This window comes from Novosphingobium sp. (genome assembly GCF_965214355.1).
Taxonomy (GTDB): domain Bacteria; phylum Pseudomonadota; class Alphaproteobacteria; order Sphingomonadales; family Sphingomonadaceae; genus Novosphingobium.
In genome coordinates this window covers 633,368-652,540 of sequence record NZ_CBDCBI010000002.1, presented here as the reverse complement: position 1 = coordinate 652,540, position 19,173 = coordinate 633,368, and the positions used below count along the sequence as shown (strand labels likewise).

Sequence of the window (19,173 nt, the reverse complement as noted above, 5' to 3'; positions counted from 1 at the left end):
ACCCACTGCGAGGGCTGCGGTGGCGACTGCGATGGTTACTGGGTCACACATTGAGGAGGTCTCCCAGAGGCTTCACAAAGAACGGCATGTAAGGCCTATCCTCGAACATGAAGGGGTTGTCAAGGAAGGTGAAGCACTTTGAGGCCTTGAGCCATGAGATAACTCGGGAGTTGCCCTCCCAAACGACATTCCCGAGAGGCCTCCCCGCATCCTCCGCGAGAGCGCGGACTACCTCGGGTGTCAGTTTGAGAAGGCGCTTCTGCTCACCTCGGGTCAGCTCTCGCCACATCGACCAGATACTCCCCTCCTCGGTCCACCCAAACGCGCCCCACAGAGGTCCATCGTGGTATCCCGCAGCCCACGCCCCACCGGGCACCTGGAGAGCGGTTGCCAGGGCTGCCCCCGCGTCCGATCCATGGGCGATCAAGTCGAGGCGATCCGCTTCACACACTAAGGGGGCGAGGAGCTGGCAGTGGTGCTTGGCCAGGGGCGCTATCCAGATGGGCCTCATAGCCTGCGCGCCTTGGGGTTGAACTCACCGCGCCACTCGAAGCCAAGAACCTGGTGGCCCTGGTGGCTATCGTTGATGAACTCGATGTAGGTCTGGTCGTTCTGGCCCAGGAGTGGGACATCGAAGACAGCATCGCTGTTAGGCGGCTCATCGTAGCCACTGTCCGGGTCATCGTAGCGGTAGCCCGAGAAGGTGTAGGTGCGGATGGGTCGGCCCCTGGGTGTCACCTCCACCCGCAAGTAGCCGGTCTTGGCCAAGTCGATGGATAGCCTCCGAAGGGACAGCCTCCCGGATCGCAATGGGGTTCCGTCCTGGGCGAGTGCGTAGAAGCGGGTGAGGCCGTGGCGGGCCGTGTAGGTCTGGCCGAGGAAGAGAGCGCAAGCGGACCAATCCCCTGCGAGGAAGAGCTGGTTGGCGTTGGCCGTCCCCGACTGGTCCGCAGCGAGGGGCACGAGGAAACCCTCAGGGGCCGTGGGCAGGGGGCCACCGTTTACGCTGAAGCCCCCTACTCCCCCAGGAGCCCGCACCACGGCCTTCGTCCCCGAGGTGACTGGGCAGGGCAGGGTTACCCGTGTGCGCGCTGTAGCGTGCTCGTAGGCCACCACCACCTGTGTCTCCGAACACCTCAGGTCCAGGTACGTCAGGGTGAGCGAGGATGGGTCCGGGTCTCGGAGGTCGGGGGCCAGGTCAGTCATCACCACCGCAGCCTGCGACCCTTGGCAGACCAGGGCATAGAGCCGGGTGTTGACGAACCACTGGCCCCCAAGCGTGTACCCCGTGGGCAGGTTCCAGGTGCCGAACGCATTCTGGACCCGCTGCTTGTCCCTGTAGCGGAACAGGTGAGGCACGACTGTGCTATCCCCACTCCTCCCATAGACAATCGTGTAGTTGACCGGACAGTTAGCCACACGGTCGATGCCTGCGGGAATGTAACGGGGCAAGCTCTCGCTCAGGTCATCCGCAGATGTCGTCCCGTATATCTTGTCCGTGGCTATCTCGTAGATCGTGGAGTAGTTGTCCCCATGCGGAGCCACGAAGTATATCTTGCCGTTGGAGGCCTGGGGCCTTGCGTTCTTGGCAAACTCGTAGGTGGTGAGGATGTCCACCTCCCCGGTCTTGGCTGAGAGGGGGCCGGAGGCGGAGATGGCCAGTTGGACAATATCCGAGAACACCACCAGGCGGCTATCGAAGGGCACCGCGTAGCGCTGGGTTGATCGGCTGGGGTAGGGATTGATGAAGGCTACCGGGTCGCTGTCCACCTGCGTGGAGAGGGTCTTGGGGTAGAGCCGGAACAGGTCTTCATCGGAGGACAGGGTAGTGCCTTCCCCAGATACCACCGCTAACCGGCCCTTGAAGAAGGTCAGGTCCGCAAGGGTCTGCCCCACAAAGTCGGGATCGGGGGCGATGACCTCGGTGCCTGTCTGGCGCGGCTTCCACGGGAGGACCTGGAGGGACCACGTTCCGGCTGTCTCGATGAGGCCCACGGGCATGGTCGCAGGGTCGAGGCCAAGCTGTGCTCCTGGAGCCAACACCTCCTGCCATATCCCCGTGTCCGGGCCTGCGGTCTGCTGGTACTGGACATAGAAGTCGTCATCCGAGGTGGAGGACTGCTGGGCAATCTTGACGGTGAACCCCACGGGAGCCTTGATGGGCAAGTCCGAGAAGGTCTGCACTGCGGTCTTGATTGCCTGGAGAGCGAGCCCACCCTGGCCATCCGTAGCGGTGACCGTGAAGTCCCCACCTGAGGAGCGCACGAGGGAGATAACGCCCCCCACCACAGATACCGTAAAGCCTTGGCTGCTGAGGGCGTTGAGGTTGCCGGTGATCGTGGCACCATCCACGGCTGTGTACGATCCTGTGACCAGGGCCTTGGCGATTGTGTCAGCATCCACCCAGTTGGTGTCCACTGTGTTCGCGCCTGTGGGCGTGGTCAGGCTGGCAGTAACGGGGGTTCCGCCTGCGGGGGTTACGGTGACCGCGTAGGTTCGGCCATACGAGGACAGCCGCACCCACAGCATCGCCTCGGGGGATCGCAGGGGGTTGACCTGGGGCACGCCGCCTGTGCGCAGAATGTCCACCGTCACCTTCCGGTTCACGATGAAGGTGTAATCCTCCACGGTGAGGATGGTGAGGTCGATTACGGGGTTGGGGTTGCCGGAGTTGAGGTAGGCCTGGGCTCCGGCCTGGATGGTGAGCGCTTCGGGGGCTAGGCCCGCAGAGCTGTACGCCTTGGGGAAGCCCGCCATGTCGTACACTCGGGGCACAACCACCCCACCCTCGTTCGTGGCCGTGAGCATCACATCCCCAGTCCTCGCGGCGATCCTCTCGAACAGCCCACTGGTCTGGCCGGGGTGGCCCTGGAGGACCGCCTGGAGCATCCACGGGGGGCGCTTGGTGGAGCCTTGGGGGATGGCCGTCATACAGTCGATAAGGCTCTCGGCCTGTTCAGGCTGGCGCGCTAGGGGCGGGGCCTGGGAGACGCCACCGTAGGGAGCTGGGATGTAGCTCGAAACCTCGCCCATCAGTTTTGCCTCCGACGAAGCCGCCCGTTGAGACGAAACGCTACGGATGCGTTGCCGGTGATCGAGTTGGACTCCTGGACCTCATCCTCCTTGTGCCCACACTCGGCCCGCGCTTCATCCACCGCAGAGTCGAGAATTTGCCCAACCCCTTGGCTCGTCTGGATGCGGCCCTGGTACTGCTGTGCAGCCCAGATGGTGATGTACCGGCGCATGACCTCGGGCATCTCTTCCCAATCCAGCCTCAGCACCATGTCCACCTGGACCGGGAGGGCAAAGATGTAGGTGTGGTTGGTCATGTCGTAGAGTTGACGGCCCCGCTCCACGATCAAGGCAGCGTCCCCCGAAGGGTAGGCCTTGACGATTGACAGACAGTTGGTCGGGAGCGGGATCGTCCCATCACTGGAGGGCGTGAGGGTGAGGTCGATTTCCTTGTTCCACCACCACCCCCGCATCTGCACCGCGCGGTCAAACTCATCGAGACACTGCGAGGCGGCGGACACATCCACGGCTTCTGAGGTGTCGATCGAATTGACCGGACTTTCCCCGATGGCCTGGAGGAGCACGTTCACAGCATCCAAGCGATTGGACACAGAGGGGGGTAGCGTGAGAGTGCTCACGGGATGGTCTCCTCATGGATTTTTTATGGGGACCGGGGGTTTTACGTCTCCCCGGAGATGACGGCCATGGACTCCCAGGCGGGATATCAGGCGATACGCAGCTCCACACCCGACTCTGGGCGAAGGCTGCCATGGCCGACCAGGTACTTGCCGACCATCAGCGTACCTTGGCGGCGGATGTCGTAGGCGCTTTCCATGGTCACATCCTGGAGCTGCACGGTGCCGACTGCCGACTTGTGCTGGATGAGGCCGTAGGTGTTCGAGTAGTTGGCACGCCGACTGGCTGGGATGTCCAGATTGTTCGTGTCGTCGGCACCAGGCAGATTGTTCGTTTTGACGATCTCGATGCTGTTGACCATATCGACATTGCCCTGGGCGATCGAGCCGTTGTCCCGTGTCCAACCGTTGAGGTCGCGGTTGATGGGGTTGCCCGACTGGACGATCAGAGCGTATTGCACCGGACGGAAGAAGGCCGAGCGGTCCTGCGAGGGGATGTCCTTCGTGTCCAGGGTGATGCCCGCGTTGAACACCGCCTGCCACAGCTTCGTGCCATCCGTGGCATATCCCGCGTCGATGGCCACAGCACCCGGCTGCAAGTCATCCAGGATGTTCGTACCGCGTGCGTTCAAGAGGCCGACCCGTGCGACATTCTGGTCGTAGGTCTTGGCGAGTGCCTGTCCGATGTCATCCGAGTAGATCGACCGGACATCGTAGTGGTTCATCGCTTCGTCAATGTTCGAGATGAAGGCCGGTGCCAGGAGCAAGTCGTCGATGGTGATAATGCGTTCACCCGCGCGGATCGTCTGGCCGGTGATTTCGGTGCCGGGAACATGGTAGGCTGCCTGCGCGAGGCCGGTGACGGGGAACTGAGCGGACTTGCCCGAGGGGATGACACGCACGGTCGAACGGGGACGGAACACGGATACGCGGTCGAATGCGGTGAGGATTTCGCCGGAGAAGACCTTGAGGAAGAGAGCTTGGACGTCACCGGCTGCGTTGAATTGACCGAGCCGTGAGGGAGTGGCGTTAGCCATTAGAGGCACCTTTCATTGAGAGCCCCAGAGGGCGGAGTTACCTGAGTGCTACCCAGGATGGGGTGTTAGAAGGTGGACTTGTCGATCCGGTTGATGACCTTGTTGCGGAAGGCCTCATCGGACTTGTAGCGGGGGTCCGCCTGGTCGCGCTTCTGTTCGGCAAGGGAGGCGTAGCCCTGGTTCTCCGAGGAGGATGGGCTGCGGTTCTGGGCGGTGAGGTCGCGGGGTGCGGGGCCATTACCCTCGGCCTTCCACTGGTCCACAAACTTCTGCTGGAGAGCGAGGGCCGCTGCGGGGTTGCCTGCCTTGTAGGCCGCATTGAGCGAGTCCTGTTCGGCCTTGGTCATCCCCTGCGCCGACCACGCCTGGAACTCAGCGTAGCCTTCGGCCCCACCAGCTTGCTCCAGGAACGGGGCAGCCGAGGAAGCTCCCTCCGCTGTAGCCCCTGCGAGATACTGGCGGACCATATCCTCGGTGACCCCGAAGTCAGCCGCAGCCTTGGTCACGCTCTCCGCGCTCAGGGTGCCGGTCTCGGTGAACTCCGCATTGAACGGCTCGAACTTGGCAGCCACTTCGGGTGGGATCACGGGGCCGTCTGGGGCCTTCGCAGGTTCCTCCGTGGTAGCCGCAGCCGGGGGAGTAACCTTGCCCTCCGCCACAGCCTGTCCGTATGCTGCCCAGTCGGCGTAACCTTCGGGGAGCGTGGGAGCGGTTGGGGCTGCGGGAGCTTCCGCACCAGTCTGCTGCGTGGGCGGAGTGTACCGCTGGGTGCCACCTGCCAGGGTCTCCATGCCGGAAGCCGGAGGAACTGCGAGGGGTGCGCCATCTGCGGGAGGGGTCGATGCCATCTGGATAGTCTCCTGGGGTTACTGCTGTGAGGGGTCTTGTTGTGAGGGATCGCCCTGAGCTGCGACTGGTGAGGTGGCAACCTTTGCCGAGGCATTGGTATCCGCCACCTGAGTGCTCGTCAAGTTGTTTCCGAGCTGCTTCACCGCCTCGGGTGCTACCTGCTGAGTGAGGGCCTGCTGCTGCTGCTGCTGAGCTGCGGCCTCGGCTTCCTGCTCCGTGGGGATAAGGCCGTCCGTGCTCACCCCGAGAGCTGCTGCCCTGCGGTTGAAGTAGGTGCGGATGGACTTGGGGCCGAGAGCCTGGGAGACTGCCTCGGGGCCGAAGAGCTGTTCGGTGCCCTGCAAGAGGGAGTCCAGCGCGTTGAGCATCGCGGAGCGGCCCAGGGCTGCGAGACCCCCAAGGATCGTCATCTTGACCGCCCCCTTGGGCAAAGGCTGGACCCGCTTGGTGCGCTGGAGAGCGGCCAGTTTGAGGCGGGCATAGGGGGCCTGGTAGGAGACCACGAGCTGGGAATAGATGGAGCCGAGCTGGGATTGCAGGTCTTGGATGTCTGCCCGTATCTCCTCTGCGGTCACCCTCTCGCCCTGCCTCCGGGAGCCGACCAGGAAGGCCTTGTTGAGGCGGTCGGATGCGGAGTTGATGACGTACTGTTGGCTCTGAAAGTCAGCCGCCTTGTTCGTGATGAGCGTGGTGACATCCTCGGCCCGGCCCGTGAGGACTGCTCCGTTGGCTGCCTGCTCCACGGCCTTCTTCGAGGTGAGCCCGCCTGGGTGGACAAACTGGATGAAGCGGGCGATGGCTGCGGAGCCTTCGGTGATGGTCTGGGTTCCACCCTCCACCGACTGCAAATCCCCCTCGTACATCTCCACGTAGGAGCGCCCGTAGTCTTCCCCATCCAGGAGGATGAAAGGGACGAACAGGTAGTCCAGCGCATCGGGCAGGAGCACCCGTTCGCTCCCTGGGACCTTGGCTCCGAACACCTCCTGAGAGATGTACCACATACCGGCCCTGAGGCGTCCCCAGGTATACACGCAGATGACGTTCTTGGGGCGAGCCTCTGCGGCCACGTAGCCCTTCTCCTCCACCATCGCGCGGATGTCATCCGGGAGAGTATGGAACGATAGGGGGTCTTCGATGGCGAACTCGATCAGGGAACCTGAGGGGTCGCGCTGCACGCAGAAGCGGTCCAGGCTAATCCCCCGCATGGTGCCGTCCTGGTAGAACTGAAAGCCATGGTTGCCCCCCACGAGGAGCTTCAGGGCGGCGATGCTGTGGTAGCCCCGGTCACCATCCTCATCCATGCACTCCGCGAAGTCCTTGCCCACCTGGACCAGGCCCGCGTCGATCTGCGTTGAGAGTGTTTCCCGCTGGTCAGGATCGGGGATGGCCCGCATGGCAGCCCTGGTCTTGGCGGACTGGCTGAGGAGCATCGGGGGGATGCCTGCGGGGAACAGAGCATCCGTGAGTTTGGGTCCCATGTTGGTGAATACCAGGAAGGCTCCGAGGGTGTTCCAGGGGACCAGCTCATCGGATGACCCAGCTTCACCCTCGGGGCGGAACAGGTAGGGGATGGTGACTTCGGACATCCGGCGAGCGCGTTGGAGGAACGGGTCACGATCCGCCCGCATACGGCCATAAGCACTTGCTGCGGTACTCTCGTCCTCGGTGGGGTCGTATGCGGGTTCGGATGCCATTGCGATTAAGCCCCCGTGCTCGGCGCAGCACCCACGCGGAGGGCCAAGCGTCCGACTGCCCCGGTCGCGTTCGGTGCGTTCGCTGCGCCTGCGGGGCCTACTGCGAGGGCATCAGCGCCTTGGGCGGCTGGAGGGGGCGTGGCTGCGGGTGGATTGAGGGTGGGCGTTGAAGGGAGGCATCCCATGGTTATTCTCCGCGTGCTTGGGTGGTGAGATTGGTGAGGAACTGGATGACATCCTGCTGGCCGAGCATTCGCTGGACCATGCTGAGTGTGTACTCTCCTGCCCCTGCTGGAGAGCCCAGGCCGCTGGCATCGGGGAGCGTGACCGGGAACGCCTTTTGGAGGGCCTCCAGGGTGTCGAAGGTTGGAGGGGTGATCTTGCCGAAGGGGTCTTCGGTTGCGTCCACCACGCGACCCGCCTGGGCTCTCCGCTCGTGAGGCCGCATCACTTGCTCCATTCCGTGTTGCCCTCTTCACGGGCAATGAGCATCTCCAGGAAACGCTTCGCCTTGCGGAGGTCCTCCACTCCATTCTTGTAGCGCCAGCGCGCCACGTACTTGATGATGGAGCCCTCGATGAAGGGGAACTGGTTCTCGGCTATGAAGTGGATGGGTTCGATGGGGAACCTGGAGTAGTGCTCCGGGAGGTGGACCGCATCATAACCCAAGCGCTGGGAGTCCGTGACGTGGGGCAGTGGAGGAAGGCTTGCGCCCTCCCCCGCCGTTCCTGTACTCAGTGAGATGGGGGTTCCCAAAGGATCGGTTCCTTCTTGATGGGGTCCCAGTCAGAGACCCGGAGGATGCGAGACACCCGTGCTTGTACCAAGGCCTCACTTGCTGTCAACCCTGAGGCCTCATAAAGTTTCACTATTTCTTCCCACCGCTGGGCAGGCGTGAGACCATCCTCCTTCCACTGGGCCAACAGCTTGCGAGCCTTCACCGGGCCAATCCCTGGGCAGCCCTTGTAGCCGTCCACCGCATCACCCATGAGGGTCTGCTTCATGTGGAAGTCATCGCCCTCCTCCTCGGTTACATCGACCACCTGGAGCTTGCCTGCGGTCGGGGTGTTGAGGCGCGGCCCGTAGACCTTCCCTGGGATTTGCAAGAGGTCCTTGTCGGGGGAACAGATGACAGTCTCCCTCCCGGCCTTCATCAGCGTGCCCGCTGCGATCCCGCACACATCGTCGGCCTCCAGGCCTTCGATCAGCCAGACCTTGTACGGAGCCTCCTCGTTAATCATCCGCCTCAGCTCATCGAGCATCAGAGGCCGGGGACCATCCTTCCGGTTCGACTTGTATTCGGGAAAGATCGCGTACCGGAAGTTGCGGCGATCACTGAGGATGATGAAGGCATCGTCCGCATCCACGGCATCCACGAGCTTTTCGATGCGGTCGAGACAGTCGCGGTACACATGGTCGGCATCAAGGAGCTGGAGCTGCTCCCCATCACAGGTAGTCTCGCCCTTGAGGGCTGCTGCGTAGAGGATGCCATCGGCGTCGATCAGGGCAATACGCTTAGGCGCAATGGGTTTCTGCATAACGAGACTCCTCGCTGGCCACATCGGTGGCGTGGTCGAACAGGAATACGAGGCCTTCGGGGGTGAGCTTCCAGAGCCTCCCAAAGATGGCTCCTCGGGGGACGATGGACGTGGTGATGAACCCCCGCGAAGCTGCCTCAGCAACCTCATCGGCGTACTCTCGCACCTCGTTAGCTTTGGTGGTCAGGGCGTAGGTCCACAGGCGGTGAAGCATATGGACAAGCGCCCTCTCTCGCTCCAACCGTTCGGCTGGGCGTGGGTCTTCATGGGATGCCATTGGTGGTTGGTCACTCTCGGGTACTTGAGGGTGACTACGTGGAGTGTTGAACCCCTAGTGAGCCTAGTGGGTTTGCATCCATGAGCGCGCTGGGCGGTGGTCCGGTGAAGGAGCCACTTCAGCTTTAAGCGGACATTTGACCCGGAGGGCTGTGCCTGCATTGGGTACGCAGGCGAGTGCTAAGCGGCTATACAGCGGCACATGTTCTGGGAGGACTTCTGCTTGCGCTTCGTCGTGGACATTGACAACAAATTCGTAGTCGGTTCCGCATCGGAGTCCATGCGCCTGCACGGAGGCGTCTAACAGGATCAAGCTCTTTTTCATCACCACTGCACCAGCGGACTGGAGGAGGGTGTTAAGGGCTGCGTGAGGTTTCCTCACTCGTAGGATGCGACCGTCTAGTCCGGTCAATCTGCCTGTGGCCTCTACGGCCTGTTCGATAGCTTGCTGAAGTTTGCCCATGGCGGTAAACGCCCCCATGACCTTAGCCTTCACTTCGGCCCCCACTTCCCTCTTCTCAGAGAGGGTTCCGTGAGGCAATACGATGGAGCCGAGCTTCTCGTTCCCTGCTCCATAAACGAACGCATACATGGTGGTCTTGGCATTGTCACGCCCTAAATCACCAGCCCCCAACAAATTCGTTCCTACGAGGTCTCGCAGCCAGGAGTGAGGGTCAGTGCCCTTGGACTTGTCGCCCTCACTCACCACCGTTGCGTACTCACCCTTGTCCCACGCTGAGGTGTAGTGGGCGAGCATACACAGCTCCAGGCTCGATCCGTCGAACCCTACCAGCTCATACGGAGCGGCTGCCTCGAACAGGTCACGACAGGCGGAACCATGGAGCATCGGTGCATCGGGGTACTGTTTGGTGCCCGCTGTGTTCTTCGGCACCTGGGCAAGGTTGGGGTCGGAGTGGGTGCATCGGCCAGTGCCAGCCCCACAGGTGTTGACCCTCCCGTGGATGCGGTAGGTCTTCTGGCCATTGGGTTGCTCGGTCTCCCGGCACACCTTGAGCCACGCCTTCTTGCCCGCAGAGAGCATCCCGATCCGCTTGAGGACCAGGTAGTATTCTGCCAGGAGCTTGGCCTCGGGGTACGGCAATGCGCTGAGCACATCGTCATCGACCACCGGCTGTGGAGGGGTGTCCTTCCCGCCCTTGGTGAACTTGCTGGGCTCCCAACCGTACTTGACGATCAGGCGTTGGCGCACATGGGCGCGGCTCCCAGGGTTGAACTGGATGCGCTTGACCGGGGTGTAGGCGGAGCCTGCGGTAATCTCCCGCAAGGGTGGCCCCACGTAGTCCTTCAGGGGTTTGCCCGTGGTGGCGGAGAACCTGGGGAGCGTCACATTGGGAAACTCGGGGAGCTTCACGCGGCGGGTCTTCGTGGGGATTATCACATCACCCCAGTCCTTGCGGGCCAGCCAAGCGAGCCTGCGCTTCTCCTGCTCCTCAGGGTCATCCGCCAGGTCATCGTCATCGTTGTCCTTCTCGGGCTTCCCCGCACCCGAGTTAGCTGCCTTGCCATACGCCCACCACTCCCCGAACGCCTCTATGAGCTGCGCTTCGAGATAGGTCTCTCGGGTTTGGAGCGCCGCAAGGAGGTTGAGGGCTTTAGTGTGGTTGAAGGCGAACCCTCGGGTCTCTTGCCTTCGTATCACCGCAGCGAAGTCATGCTCCACGGCCACTGAGCGAGGGTCTGGCTTCTGGGCCATGAGCCACTTGAACAGCTTGGCGAGGACCACCGTGTCCTGCTCACCATAAGACTGCATCTCCTCGGACCACGCAGCCCAGCCACCCTTGTACTCGCCCTTGTGCTCACCCAGGCGTTTGCCCCAGGCGGACAGCGAGTGTTGGCGCTTCTCGAACCCCATCAGCTTGTGAGGGTTGGGGCCGGTGCGGTGGATGTCTGGGTAGAGCACGCGGGAGAGGAGGAGCGTGTCGAACAGCATGGAGCCGGGCTTGGGTTTGAACCAAGGGTAGATCAAGGGGATGGCGCGCTCATCGAAGTCCTGCCCGTTGTGGGCTACTCGGACATCAGCCAGCTCCAGGATTTGGAGGGCGTCCACGATAGGCATCCGCTCCCAGCCACGCCCTGAGGTGAACCGCTCGTAGCCGGGTTGGTTGCACGCTGAGATGCGCCGCTCATCCTCGCCAGGGCGCTGCAAGATAATGGTGACCGTGTGGACCCGATCCATCGGGGGGCAGACTGAGCCGTCCCGTTCGCGCTTCTCGGTGAGGAGCCCATTGGACTCGATGTCGTAGATGGCTGTGGTGGTCATACCCAACGCCTGCTTTTGTGGTCCATGACGGCCAGGCTAATAAGCTCAGTCATCGTGACGGTGAGGATTTGCCCGTGTCGATCATGGGTGAGTATGGTGCCATCGCCACATGCCCAGAACTTCCTCACAGTGGGGGTGCCTCCAGGTCCGCTTCCTCATCCAGCATCGACACGGCCACCTCCAGCATCCCGGTCAGGGTGTTGTAGCGGAGCACCTGGGTCTTGCCCGTAGAGTCTCCCGTGAAGCGATCCTTGAGGCAGCGCAGGGTGGTGAGCGACCTTGCGTCCTCGTCCCCCTGCTGATCCCGCTCCAAGGCAAACACGTAGCTCGCCCACATGCCAATGGCGTTCGACCCCCGCAGGTGCTTGAGGGTAACCCGGCCACCTTCCTCGTGGGACTTGCCTTCGCTGGGCCGGGTAACGTGGGTGTTGAACCACAGGCCGATCTTAAGCTCCTCCGCAAGCATCTTGGCCTCGGCCATCAGGCGGTCCAGGGCCTTGCGTTCGTCCTCCTCGGTGGCCACGAGGGCTGCCATGGGGTCCACGAATGCGTCCTTGATGCCCTCGGTGTGGGCGAGGAAGCGGATGCGCTCCTTCACGCTCCCCCAGTCGGTCGCCCCCTGGTGGTCGTTGATGAACAGCTTGGCGCATTCGGTCGTGGCGTAGCGCACAGCTTCCCGCAGCTCGGCCTCGCTCCAGTAGATGTCCTCGGGGTCGGGGATGTGGAGGCGGCGCTGGATGAGCTTCCCTGCCACCTGCTTGCCGGTGACCTGGGGGCCTGCCTCATAGTTGAATATCGCCGTGGGCAGGAAGTTTCCTCCCCGCTCCTGGGTCTCGATATTGTGCGCTGCGATCTGGACGGAAAGGTCAGACTTGCCCACCCCAGTACCAGCGGCCAACACCAGCACCTCCCCATCCCGCCGTCCATAGGTCCAGTCCGTGAGGAACCGGAAGGGGTAGGCGCGCCCGGTGACCGTGGGGGACAGCATCTCCCCGGCCAGGTCCGCTAGGGTTGTGATCCCATCGGGGCGGTAGGGGGCTGCATTGTGGAGGGCTGCGATCAGCGCCGCATCCTGTCCCGCCATGTGCATCTCGTTGATGTCTTTGTAGGGGAGCGTGGCGATGAAGGCCTTTCCCGCAGGCAGGAGCTTTGCACAGTCCACGCACGCTGTCCGCCCAGGCTCATCCATGTCAAAGGCGAAGACCACCTTGTCGAACTTGGAGAGCCGGTCGAGGTAGCGCGCAATGTTCTTCTTCGCGGTCTGCACGCCGTGGATGATCCCGACCACGGGAAACTTGTTGGCCCAGAGCTGGGAGGCGGTGAGCGTATCCTTCGCCCCCTCGCACACCACAATCATCTTGCCCCCATTGCCCATCAGGTGGAGCCCGTAGAGGCCCACGGCCTTGTCATCCCCCAGCCAGCGGAACTGTTTGTCCTCGCCATCCTTGCCCACATTGCGGACGTGCGCCCCGACTATCGACCCGTGCTCATCCCGGACTGTGGCCAGGTGCTCGCCCTCGCCTTTGGGGTTTACGCGCACGCGGTAGTCCCAGTGACGGGCCGTGGCCTGGGTGATGTTCCAGCGGGACAGGGCGAGGATTTCGCCATGGTCCAGAATAGCGAGGTCTTCGGATGCCATCTGGGGCCTTCGTGGTCTGGAGGGGTTGTGGGTGACAGCTTCGTAGCCGTCCGTGCCGAGGCCATCTGAGAAGCCACACTTGATGAGCTTCTGGGCGGACCAGTGGGGGAATGGGCAGCCACCTGCGAAACAGTAGCCGTGCCCATCTCCGTACATCTGGAAGGACTCCGAGGGGTCATCGCACGGACAAGTGCCTTTGTGCCCAACCGGCTCGGAGTCCTCCCTCTCCATCACGCGACCGGGGCTTCCGGGGCCGTATCCGCAGGGGGGTTCGGATCGGACACAGGATCGGGGGTCAGCGGAGGAGGAACTGAAGCCTTGCCTTTCTTGGGGGGCGCTGCGGGGGCATCTGGGAAGACGAACTTGGCTGCACACTGGCCGAGCTGGCAGGTGGTCAAGCGATTGCCGGTGCCCTTCATCGTCTCCGAAGCGGAAACCACGAAGGCCTTGCCGCAGGGGATGCACGCCACGCGCACCACAGCATCATCGGCCACCTCGGTCACCACGGGGCATTGAAATTCGGGACCGAATGCGGAGCGACCGCAGGTGTCCATCAGGTCTTCGGGGAGTTTGCACTGGGCGCAATAGCGCATGGCTCAGGGCCTTTCGGTGGAGGTGGGGACGTCGATGCCATTGGTGACACGGACCATTGCGGCTACCGCTCCAGCCACCCCAGCAAGCTCCAGGGCGATGTCCCCAAGGGGAACCGGAGTGGTGGTCTGGATGGCCTTGGCCGCTGCGAAGAGGCCCATCAGGAGGACCGGGATGGAGTACACGCGGCCCAGGGCAAAGGTGGACTGGTCGGGTCCGGTGTAGAGGTCGGAGAAGAACTTGGAGTAACGCATGGGGTGCTCCTGGGTGTCTCCTCCGACTTCCACCGGGGAGAGGTTATTCGGCGGCTTCGGCCAGGGGTGCATCCTCGTCCACGTTCGAGAACATGAGGAGGTTGAGCGTAGCGGCCTGCCCGCGCATTGCGATCTGGTCGGACAGGCTCTTGCCTACCATGTCGATCATGTGCTCCGTGGTCTTGAGCATCGAGCCCTCGCCCACCTTCATCATCAGCACGGCCCAGACATCCGCATCGCTGACCACCTGGGTGTTCTCCGCAGTGTGGAGGATGAAGACCGGGAGGCCCACGCCGTGCATCGACTTGGCGAACATCTCGTGGGTGCTGGCGACCCGCAGCAAGCCATCCAGCTTGTAGTAGTCGATCAGGCCGATCACGCTCTCCACGAGGCTCTGGGTGGAGCACACGAACTTGTGGATTTGGTGACCGCCTGGGTGGGGTGTCGCTGCGAGATGGTCGATGGTGAGGACAATGGAGGAGAAGTCATCCACTGCGGGCGAGGCTGCCTGTGCGGTAGTGTCGGTCATGTAGGGGTTGCTCCCGGTGAGCGCTCCCCAGGACTATCCGAGGGAAGCGACTGCCCGAGACCTAGCCTCACATGAGGCCTCAGTCAACCACGTAGGGTCGATTATTTTGTGAGACCATTTGAGGCCGTGTTTGTCGCACCAGTCCGCGTAGGTAGTGGGCGATCCCTTGTTGAGCTTCGCCTTGGCGTTCGAGAACACGAAGCGGATGTCGAGGTCGGGATGCTGAGCCCTCACCCATAAGTGCTTCTGGCGATCCTCCGCAGCGAACAGCCCCTTGGTCTCGATGAGGATGCCGTTGGGGAGGAGGAAGTCGGGCGTGTAGTGGCGCTTCTTCTCGGGCTGCGTGAAGGGCACCTTGAGGGTCTCGAACAGGACCGGGATGTTGGCCAGGGCCAGGGCCGCAGCGAGTGCAGCCTCCAGCCCCGACCGATACGCAGCCCGCAGGTGCTTGAACTTAGGACCACCAAAGGAGGGACGGGCCATCTTGTGTACCTTCAGGTTCGCGCTGGTGAGGATGCCTGGGGACGATCACGGGGATATGCTCCCGCTCCCGCCACATCTGAGCATTATGCTCTCGCCGGTAATCGGACCCGGCTTGGCTCTGATCGCGCCTCAACGGGGCAGGTGCTCGTAATCGAAGTCGAAGCAGAGCTGGGGGCTGGGAGGGTCCAGCGGGATGTTGTCGAAGGCCATCCACAGGAGGAGAGCGGCGATGGCTACCAGGAGTACGATCATGAGTAGGTCTCCTCAACGGTCACACCCTGGCAGACCACACGGGTAACTGTGAGGCCGGGGTTGCGGGTGACTTCGCGGGTGAACAGGAAGGTGGACATCTTGAGGTCTTCGTTCGGCGGTTCCTCATCCATGTAGCCACAGGGCTGGGTGAGCAGGGGCATAGGGATGTGGATTTCCCAGCCGTAGCCCTTCCAGTCCACCCGCGTGCCGTAGCGAGCCCACGCGGCTTTGATCCGTTCGGGGAGTGGAGCTGTGCCATCCCGGAGGCGATCCTCAGCCTCGTACTTGGCGCGTTGTTCTGTGTGCTTCGCGTAACTGCGGGCCTCATCGAGCGCCCACGGGCCGAACGAATTGAGCATCCGTACAGGGATGGTGATGGTTTCCTCGGGGGTACGCATCAGGCATTCACCTCCGTGTCCAGGTGGAACTTCATGGCCTGGAACTGAGCGCCCATCCCCGAGGAGGTGAGCGGGTCGGCCATCAGGTTCTTGGTTGCGGTGAAGGCATCCTGAGCCGGGATGCGAGCGGACATGCACGCCAGGAGGAATGCTGCGGCGAGCGAGAGGATTTGGTTCTCCTTCGGCCAGCCCTGGATGCGATCAAAGATGCGGACGCAACCTTCGGATACGGTGCGCTGGCTTGCGTTCACCAGTCGGTCGTGGTCGTAGAGTGCCTTGGTGGCTTTCGGCATGGTGCTACCTCATGGGAGATGAGAGGCGGCGGAGGCTTCAGCACAAGCCGAGGCGATGCTCTCCGTCTAGGGTAGCTACCAGCGGTAATAGAACGATGTGAGGCTTTACCGTTTCATTTAGCCGTGCAGTGGCCCCAAACGCAAAGCGGCCCCGGAGACCCTTCCCATATCATGGAGAGCTTCCGGGGCGGCAATGCGGTTTGTAGCCCTAGCGGGATAGGTGGCACTTCAGGGAGCCTTCCCCTTCGTGCCGATCTGGGAGATAGTCGAGGTGAGGGTTCTCGTCAACCCCCGATCACAATAAAGTTTCGACAATCTTGGCCTTGGTGGTGAGGGCCTTGTCGGACTCCTCCATCAGGGCCTTGGCGCGGGAGACCAGAGCTTCCGCTTCGAGGTGCAACTCGTTGGCCTCCGCAGAGAGCTTGCCTGCGTGGGCTTCGAGGCGTGCTACCAGGACGTAGAAGTAGCTCATGATGGAGGCCACGTCCCGGTGAAAGAGGCTGAGGAGCCATGCGGAGAGGCGGCGCATCAGAACATCTTCTCCACCGCACCCGCATCGTCCACAGGGGGACCATCCGGGGTGTCCTCGTCGTCCTGGCCCATGTAGGCGCTCAGGTCGTCCGCTTCGTAATCCGCGCCGAGCACGTTGCGGATTTCCTCATCGTCCGCCTCAGGAGCGCTCGCCCCCGAACCCGACCAGGTGACCAGCTTGAGCACGCGCACGCCGACCAGCTTGAAGGTGGGCTGTACGAGACCGGCGAGGGCCTTGCTGTAGAACAGGCTGGGAGCCACGATAGCCTGCACCGTCGATCCCCGGCTCATGCGGAGCTTCTTCAGGTTGAGCTTGCGGTTCTTGCCGTCCCAGGCTGCCACCTCCTTCATGTGGACTTCGCCGGACTTGTCCTTCCAGGTGGCTGGCATGGCGAACTGGAGGAAGGGGAGCGCCTGCCAGTCGGTCTTGGCATCCTCCTTCGCGGGCTTCAGCTTTGACTCCAGCCACTCGTCCGCAGACATGGGCTCCTTCAGCTTACCCTTCGGGTTGGCCTCCAGGAACTCCGCCTTGAGCTTCGCGTAGAGGCCTTCGATGCAAGCGGTGTTCACCAAAGGATGCAAGGCCTGGAATGCTGGTGGGGTGTAGTGGAAGTTGCCCTTGAACTTGGGCTTGTCCGGGTCGTATGCGTCCGGCTTGTCGAACTCGTGGAAGCCCAGAAGTGAGGGCGGCAGTGCAATGGTCTTGGCAGCACGCACAACGATGACGGCTGAGCTTTTGGCTGGGGTTGCCATATGGGTTCCTTCGGTGAGGGCTGTTGATGTGAGCCCTGAGGAAGATCATATGGTGAGGCCTCTTTGAAGGCAAGAGGGAAATGTGATATAAATACCACATTCTGTTGGCGACCCCGTATCTCTAGGGAACCATTGCCTAGGTGAGGCCTTATAGCACCCTCCCCCAAACCCCCTCCCCTAAGGGTATCCTCTGGGTTGCTCCTGGATGGGGCTGGTTTAGGGGGTGTGGTGGAGGGGATGGCTGTCTGGGAGGGTCTCTCGGGGTGGCCCTTAACTGGGACCACTCAGTGCTACGAGAGCGATGCTTCGCTTCTAGGGTAGCTACCAGCGGTTATCCCAATGATTTCAGTAGGGGAGGCACGCAGGCGTCAACCACCACCCAATGACAAACCACATCCCGAATGTCCAAGCTCCAAGGCCCAGAAAGATGTGCCAGGCACTCAGAGAATACCTCCGGGGCTGCTCAACGGTGACCCACTTATTCACCGCCACCCTCCAGCCGAGCCAACTCTTCCCGCACCTGGAGAGCCTGCGCCTTGGCCCGCTCAGCGAGGCGGATTGCCTGGGAGTATTCCTGTTCGTGCGCCACGAGACCTGCCTGGAGCTTCGCCCGGTACTCGGCCTGGATGCGGTCGAAGGAGGCTTCTGCGGGGGTGGGAGCTGCGGGGGTCTTCATCCGAGGGGCGGACACTGCACGGCGAGGAGACAGCTCGCCCACGTCGATGTCCGGGCGGTTGCCCTTCATGTATTCGACCACATGCCGCTGGAGGGTCGATACGCCCATGTCACACAAGCGAGCAATCTCAGCTTGGGGCAACTCCCCCGCCTTGATGAGGTTTAGAGCTTTGGTGACACTGGTGACATCGTACTTGGGCATCGGGGGTCTTCCGTGGACTGGAGGGACCCGCTAGGCGCAACAGAGGTCGCCACCCCTTATTGCACCTGCGAGGTAACCTCACCTCCCACCCCTGTCAATCCAGAATGGTGGAAAAGGTGCATCCGACTCGGGATCAGTCTGGGATTATTCTGGGACTACATTCGCCGGGAGGTGCCTATCAGCGCCTAGGGATGCCGTCCGATGCCACTCCCTCCTGCCTCACAAATGGCGGAACTCTGCGGTTTATATGGCAGGAGTGAGGGGACTCGAACCCATGGCCCTCGGTTTTGGAGACCGATGCTCTACCAACTGAGCTACACTCCTGCGTCCGGTGTTTGCACGTCCGGAAGAACGCGCCCTTAGTGGGTTGACGAAACGGATGCAACCGGAGAAGTCATCAACCCATCCATCATGGCCCGCGAAGAACCCCAGATCATCCCGCCCGAGCTTTTGCTCCGGGCCTATCGCGCCGGGATTTTTCCGATGGCCGACAGCCGTGACGATCCCGAAGTGTATTGGGTGGAACCGCGGATGAGGGCAATTTTGCCGCTGTATGGCTTTCACCTGTCGCATTCGCTGGCAAAAACCTTGCGCCGCGACCGGTTTCGGGTGACGTGCAATGCGGCGTTCGACGCGGTGATCGATCATTGCGCGGCGCCGCGTCCCGATGCGGCCGAAAGCTGGATCAGCATGCGCATCCGCGACAGTTATCGCGAATTGCACGCACGCGGTGCGGCGCATTCGATCGAGACGTGGCAGACCGGCGCAGATGGCATCGAGCGACTGGTCGGCGGATTGTACGGCGTGGGCATCGACCGGGCATTTTGCGGCGAGAGCATGTTTTCGCGCGCGACCGACGCGTCGAAAGTCGCACTGGCCTGGCTGGTCGCCGCCTTGCGCGCCGGCGGCGGCGAATTGCTCGATTGCCAGTTCACCACGCCGCATCTGGTGTCGCTGGGTGCGGTGGAAATGCCGCAGGCGGAGTATCTGGAGCTGTTGCGCCACGCCACGCAAGAGTCTGCGCAGAATGCGCGCGCGCGTTACTGGGGCGGTGCGGCTTCGGCCGGAGTGTCGTCGGTATCGGCGCCAGGCTCGGGTGCCGGCGCGGGCTCGCTTCTGGCCTTGGGCTTTGCCGCCTTGGCTGCGGCGGCTGCGGCTGCGGGATCGTCCTCCTCGCCCGGGAATTTCATCGCGCAGTCCTTGACCCAGACATCATAGACCGGGTGCTCGACGACATTGAGCGACGGCGTG

General features: G+C 62.5%; 22 protein-coding genes and 1 tRNA gene. 1 reads left to right on the top strand and 22 read right to left on the bottom strand.

Going from position 1 to position 19,173, the window contains the following annotated elements; translation table 11 throughout:
- Positions 1-43: 43 nt before the first annotated feature.
- The 22 genes from ACOOE2_RS03720 to ACOOE2_RS03615 all read right to left on the bottom strand — a co-directional run bounded on the left by ACOOE2_RS03720 (position 44) and on the right by ACOOE2_RS03615 (position 18,246).
- A complete protein-coding gene (locus ACOOE2_RS03720; protein WP_420381678.1) occupies positions 44-511 on the bottom strand; it encodes a hypothetical protein in 468 nt (155 codons plus the stop codon).
- Entirely contained in the window at positions 508-3,033 is a 2,526-nt protein-coding gene (locus ACOOE2_RS03715; RefSeq protein ID WP_420381677.1) for a hypothetical protein, read from the bottom strand. Before ACOOE2_RS03715 ends, ACOOE2_RS03720 begins: the two co-directional genes overlap by 4 nt.
- Positions 3,033-3,650, bottom strand: coding sequence for a hypothetical protein (locus tag ACOOE2_RS03710; RefSeq protein ID WP_420381676.1), 618 nt, complete (start codon positions 3,648-3,650; stop codon positions 3,033-3,035). The genes ACOOE2_RS03715 and ACOOE2_RS03710 overlap by 1 nt, the downstream gene beginning before the upstream one ends.
- 86 nt (positions 3,651-3,736) lie before the next feature.
- Positions 3,737-4,684 (bottom strand): hypothetical protein, encoded by a 948-nt coding sequence (locus tag ACOOE2_RS03705; protein ID WP_420381675.1) that lies wholly within the window; start codon positions 4,682-4,684, stop codon positions 3,737-3,739.
- A gap of 65 nt (positions 4,685-4,749) precedes the next feature.
- Entirely contained in the window at positions 4,750-5,271 is a 522-nt protein-coding gene (locus ACOOE2_RS03700; RefSeq protein ID WP_420381674.1) for a hypothetical protein, read from the bottom strand.
- A gap of 279 nt (positions 5,272-5,550) precedes the next feature.
- Positions 5,551-7,227, bottom strand: a complete 1,677-nt coding sequence (locus ACOOE2_RS03695; protein ID WP_420381673.1) for a portal protein — start codon at positions 7,225-7,227, stop codon at positions 5,551-5,553.
- Positions 7,228-7,414: 187 nt separating this feature from the next.
- Positions 7,415-7,687 carry a hypothetical protein gene (locus ACOOE2_RS03690; protein WP_420381672.1) on the bottom strand — a complete coding sequence of 91 codons (273 nt, stop codon included), beginning with the start codon at positions 7,685-7,687 and terminating at the stop codon, positions 7,415-7,417.
- Entirely contained in the window at positions 7,675-7,983 is a 309-nt protein-coding gene (locus ACOOE2_RS03685; RefSeq protein ID WP_420381671.1) for a DUF3310 domain-containing protein, read from the bottom strand. The genes ACOOE2_RS03690 and ACOOE2_RS03685 overlap by 13 nt, the downstream gene beginning before the upstream one ends.
- Complete coding sequence (locus ACOOE2_RS03680) at positions 7,962-8,765, bottom strand: hypothetical protein (RefSeq protein ID WP_420381670.1); 804 nt, start codon at positions 8,763-8,765, stop codon at positions 7,962-7,964. Before ACOOE2_RS03680 ends, ACOOE2_RS03685 begins: the two co-directional genes overlap by 22 nt.
- A 340-nt stretch (positions 8,766-9,105) precedes the next feature.
- On the bottom strand, positions 9,106-11,322 hold the full coding sequence (locus tag ACOOE2_RS03675) for a DNA polymerase (protein ID WP_420381669.1): 2,217 nt from the start codon (positions 11,320-11,322) through the stop codon (positions 9,106-9,108).
- Between the two features lie 124 nt (positions 11,323-11,446).
- Entirely contained in the window at positions 11,447-12,961 is a 1,515-nt protein-coding gene (locus ACOOE2_RS03670) for a DnaB-like helicase C-terminal domain-containing protein (protein ID WP_420381668.1), read from the bottom strand.
- Positions 12,962-13,191: 230 nt separating this feature from the next.
- The gene (locus ACOOE2_RS03665) at positions 13,192-13,554 is read right to left on the bottom strand and encodes a hypothetical protein (protein WP_420381667.1); all 363 of its coding nucleotides are present in this window, start codon (positions 13,552-13,554) and stop codon (positions 13,192-13,194) included.
- A gap of 3 nt (positions 13,555-13,557) precedes the next feature.
- Positions 13,558-13,806: a hypothetical protein gene (locus tag ACOOE2_RS03660; RefSeq protein ID WP_420381666.1), complete on the bottom strand. Its 249-nt coding sequence runs from the start codon at positions 13,804-13,806 to the stop codon at positions 13,558-13,560.
- 43 nt (positions 13,807-13,849) lie between these two features.
- Complete coding sequence (locus tag ACOOE2_RS03655) at positions 13,850-14,335, bottom strand: hypothetical protein (RefSeq protein ID WP_420381665.1); 486 nt, start codon at positions 14,333-14,335, stop codon at positions 13,850-13,852.
- A gap of 33 nt (positions 14,336-14,368) precedes the next feature.
- Complete coding sequence (locus ACOOE2_RS03650) at positions 14,369-14,818, bottom strand: hypothetical protein (protein WP_420381664.1); 450 nt, start codon at positions 14,816-14,818, stop codon at positions 14,369-14,371.
- A 129-nt stretch (positions 14,819-14,947) separates the two neighbouring features.
- Positions 14,948-15,070, bottom strand: a complete 123-nt coding sequence (locus tag ACOOE2_RS03645; protein ID WP_420381663.1) for a hypothetical protein — start codon at positions 15,068-15,070, stop codon at positions 14,948-14,950.
- On the bottom strand, positions 15,067-15,468 hold the full coding sequence (locus ACOOE2_RS03640) for a hypothetical protein (RefSeq protein ID WP_420381662.1): 402 nt from the start codon (positions 15,466-15,468) through the stop codon (positions 15,067-15,069). The genes ACOOE2_RS03645 and ACOOE2_RS03640 overlap by 4 nt, the downstream gene beginning before the upstream one ends.
- On the bottom strand, positions 15,468-15,761 hold the full coding sequence (locus ACOOE2_RS03635; protein WP_420381661.1) for a hypothetical protein: 294 nt from the start codon (positions 15,759-15,761) through the stop codon (positions 15,468-15,470). Before ACOOE2_RS03635 ends, ACOOE2_RS03640 begins: the two co-directional genes overlap by 1 nt.
- Positions 15,762-16,056: 295 nt before the next feature.
- The gene (locus ACOOE2_RS03630) at positions 16,057-16,290 is read right to left on the bottom strand and encodes a hypothetical protein (RefSeq protein ID WP_420381660.1); all 234 of its coding nucleotides are present in this window, start codon (positions 16,288-16,290) and stop codon (positions 16,057-16,059) included.
- On the bottom strand, positions 16,290-17,045 hold the full coding sequence (locus ACOOE2_RS03625; RefSeq protein WP_420381659.1) for a hypothetical protein: 756 nt from the start codon (positions 17,043-17,045) through the stop codon (positions 16,290-16,292). The genes ACOOE2_RS03630 and ACOOE2_RS03625 overlap by 1 nt, the downstream gene beginning before the upstream one ends.
- Positions 17,046-17,523: 478 nt before the next feature.
- The gene (locus tag ACOOE2_RS03620) at positions 17,524-17,922 is read right to left on the bottom strand and encodes a hypothetical protein (RefSeq protein WP_420381658.1); all 399 of its coding nucleotides are present in this window, start codon (positions 17,920-17,922) and stop codon (positions 17,524-17,526) included.
- A 248-nt stretch (positions 17,923-18,170) separates the two neighbouring features.
- Positions 18,171-18,246 (bottom strand) — tRNA-Trp (locus ACOOE2_RS03615).
- An 87-nt stretch (positions 18,247-18,333) separates the two neighbouring features.
- Between ACOOE2_RS03615 and aat the strand changes: the two genes are divergently transcribed.
- On the top strand, positions 18,334-19,140 hold the full coding sequence (aat, locus tag ACOOE2_RS03610) for a leucyl/phenylalanyl-tRNA--protein transferase (protein WP_420381657.1): 807 nt from the start codon (positions 18,334-18,336) through the stop codon (positions 19,138-19,140).
- Positions 19,141-19,173 lie beyond the last annotated feature (33 nt).

Excerpts from the sequence above, each read along its gene's own strand:
- ACOOE2_RS03720 (WP_420381678.1), bottom strand. The coding sequence starts at position 511 with ATGAGGCCCATCTGGATAGCGCCCCTGGCCAAGCACCACTGCCAGCTC.
- ACOOE2_RS03630 (WP_420381660.1), bottom strand. The coding sequence starts at position 16,290 with ATGCGCCGCCTCTCCGCATGGCTCCTCAGCCTCTTTCACCGGGACGTG.
- ACOOE2_RS03650 (WP_420381664.1), bottom strand. The coding sequence starts at position 14,818 with ATGGCCCGTCCCTCCTTTGGTGGTCCTAAGTTCAAGCACCTGCGGGCT.
- ACOOE2_RS03640 (WP_420381662.1), bottom strand. The coding sequence starts at position 15,468 with ATGCGTACCCCCGAGGAAACCATCACCATCCCTGTACGGATGCTCAAT.
- ACOOE2_RS03705 (WP_420381675.1), bottom strand. The coding sequence starts at position 4,684 with ATGGCTAACGCCACTCCCTCACGGCTCGGTCAATTCAACGCAGCCGGT.
- ACOOE2_RS03625 (WP_420381659.1), bottom strand. The coding sequence starts at position 17,045 with ATGGCAACCCCAGCCAAAAGCTCAGCCGTCATCGTTGTGCGTGCTGCC.
- ACOOE2_RS03695 (WP_420381673.1), bottom strand. The coding sequence starts at position 7,227 with ATGGCATCCGAACCCGCATACGACCCCACCGAGGACGAGAGTACCGCA.
- ACOOE2_RS03665 (WP_420381667.1), bottom strand. The coding sequence starts at position 13,554 with ATGCGCTATTGCGCCCAGTGCAAACTCCCCGAAGACCTGATGGACACC.
- ACOOE2_RS03670 (WP_420381668.1), bottom strand. The coding sequence starts at position 12,961 with ATGGCATCCGAAGACCTCGCTATTCTGGACCATGGCGAAATCCTCGCC.
- ACOOE2_RS03660 (WP_420381666.1), bottom strand. The coding sequence starts at position 13,806 with ATGCGTTACTCCAAGTTCTTCTCCGACCTCTACACCGGACCCGACCAG.
- ACOOE2_RS03645 (WP_420381663.1), bottom strand. The coding sequence starts at position 15,070 with ATGATCGTACTCCTGGTAGCCATCGCCGCTCTCCTCCTGTGGATGGCC.
- ACOOE2_RS03675 (WP_420381669.1), bottom strand. The coding sequence starts at position 11,322 with ATGACCACCACAGCCATCTACGACATCGAGTCCAATGGGCTCCTCACC.
- ACOOE2_RS03620 (WP_420381658.1), bottom strand. The coding sequence starts at position 17,922 with ATGCCCAAGTACGATGTCACCAGTGTCACCAAAGCTCTAAACCTCATC.
- ACOOE2_RS03680 (WP_420381670.1), bottom strand. The coding sequence starts at position 8,765 with ATGCAGAAACCCATTGCGCCTAAGCGTATTGCCCTGATCGACGCCGAT.
- ACOOE2_RS03690 (WP_420381672.1), bottom strand. The coding sequence starts at position 7,687 with ATGGAGCAAGTGATGCGGCCTCACGAGCGGAGAGCCCAGGCGGGTCGC.
- ACOOE2_RS03635 (WP_420381661.1), bottom strand. The coding sequence starts at position 15,761 with ATGCCGAAAGCCACCAAGGCACTCTACGACCACGACCGACTGGTGAAC.
- ACOOE2_RS03655 (WP_420381665.1), bottom strand. The coding sequence starts at position 14,335 with ATGACCGACACTACCGCACAGGCAGCCTCGCCCGCAGTGGATGACTTC.
- ACOOE2_RS03715 (WP_420381677.1), bottom strand. The coding sequence starts at position 3,033 with ATGGGCGAGGTTTCGAGCTACATCCCAGCTCCCTACGGTGGCGTCTCC.
- aat (WP_420381657.1), top strand. The coding sequence starts at position 18,334 with ATGGCCCGCGAAGAACCCCAGATCATCCCGCCCGAGCTTTTGCTCCGG.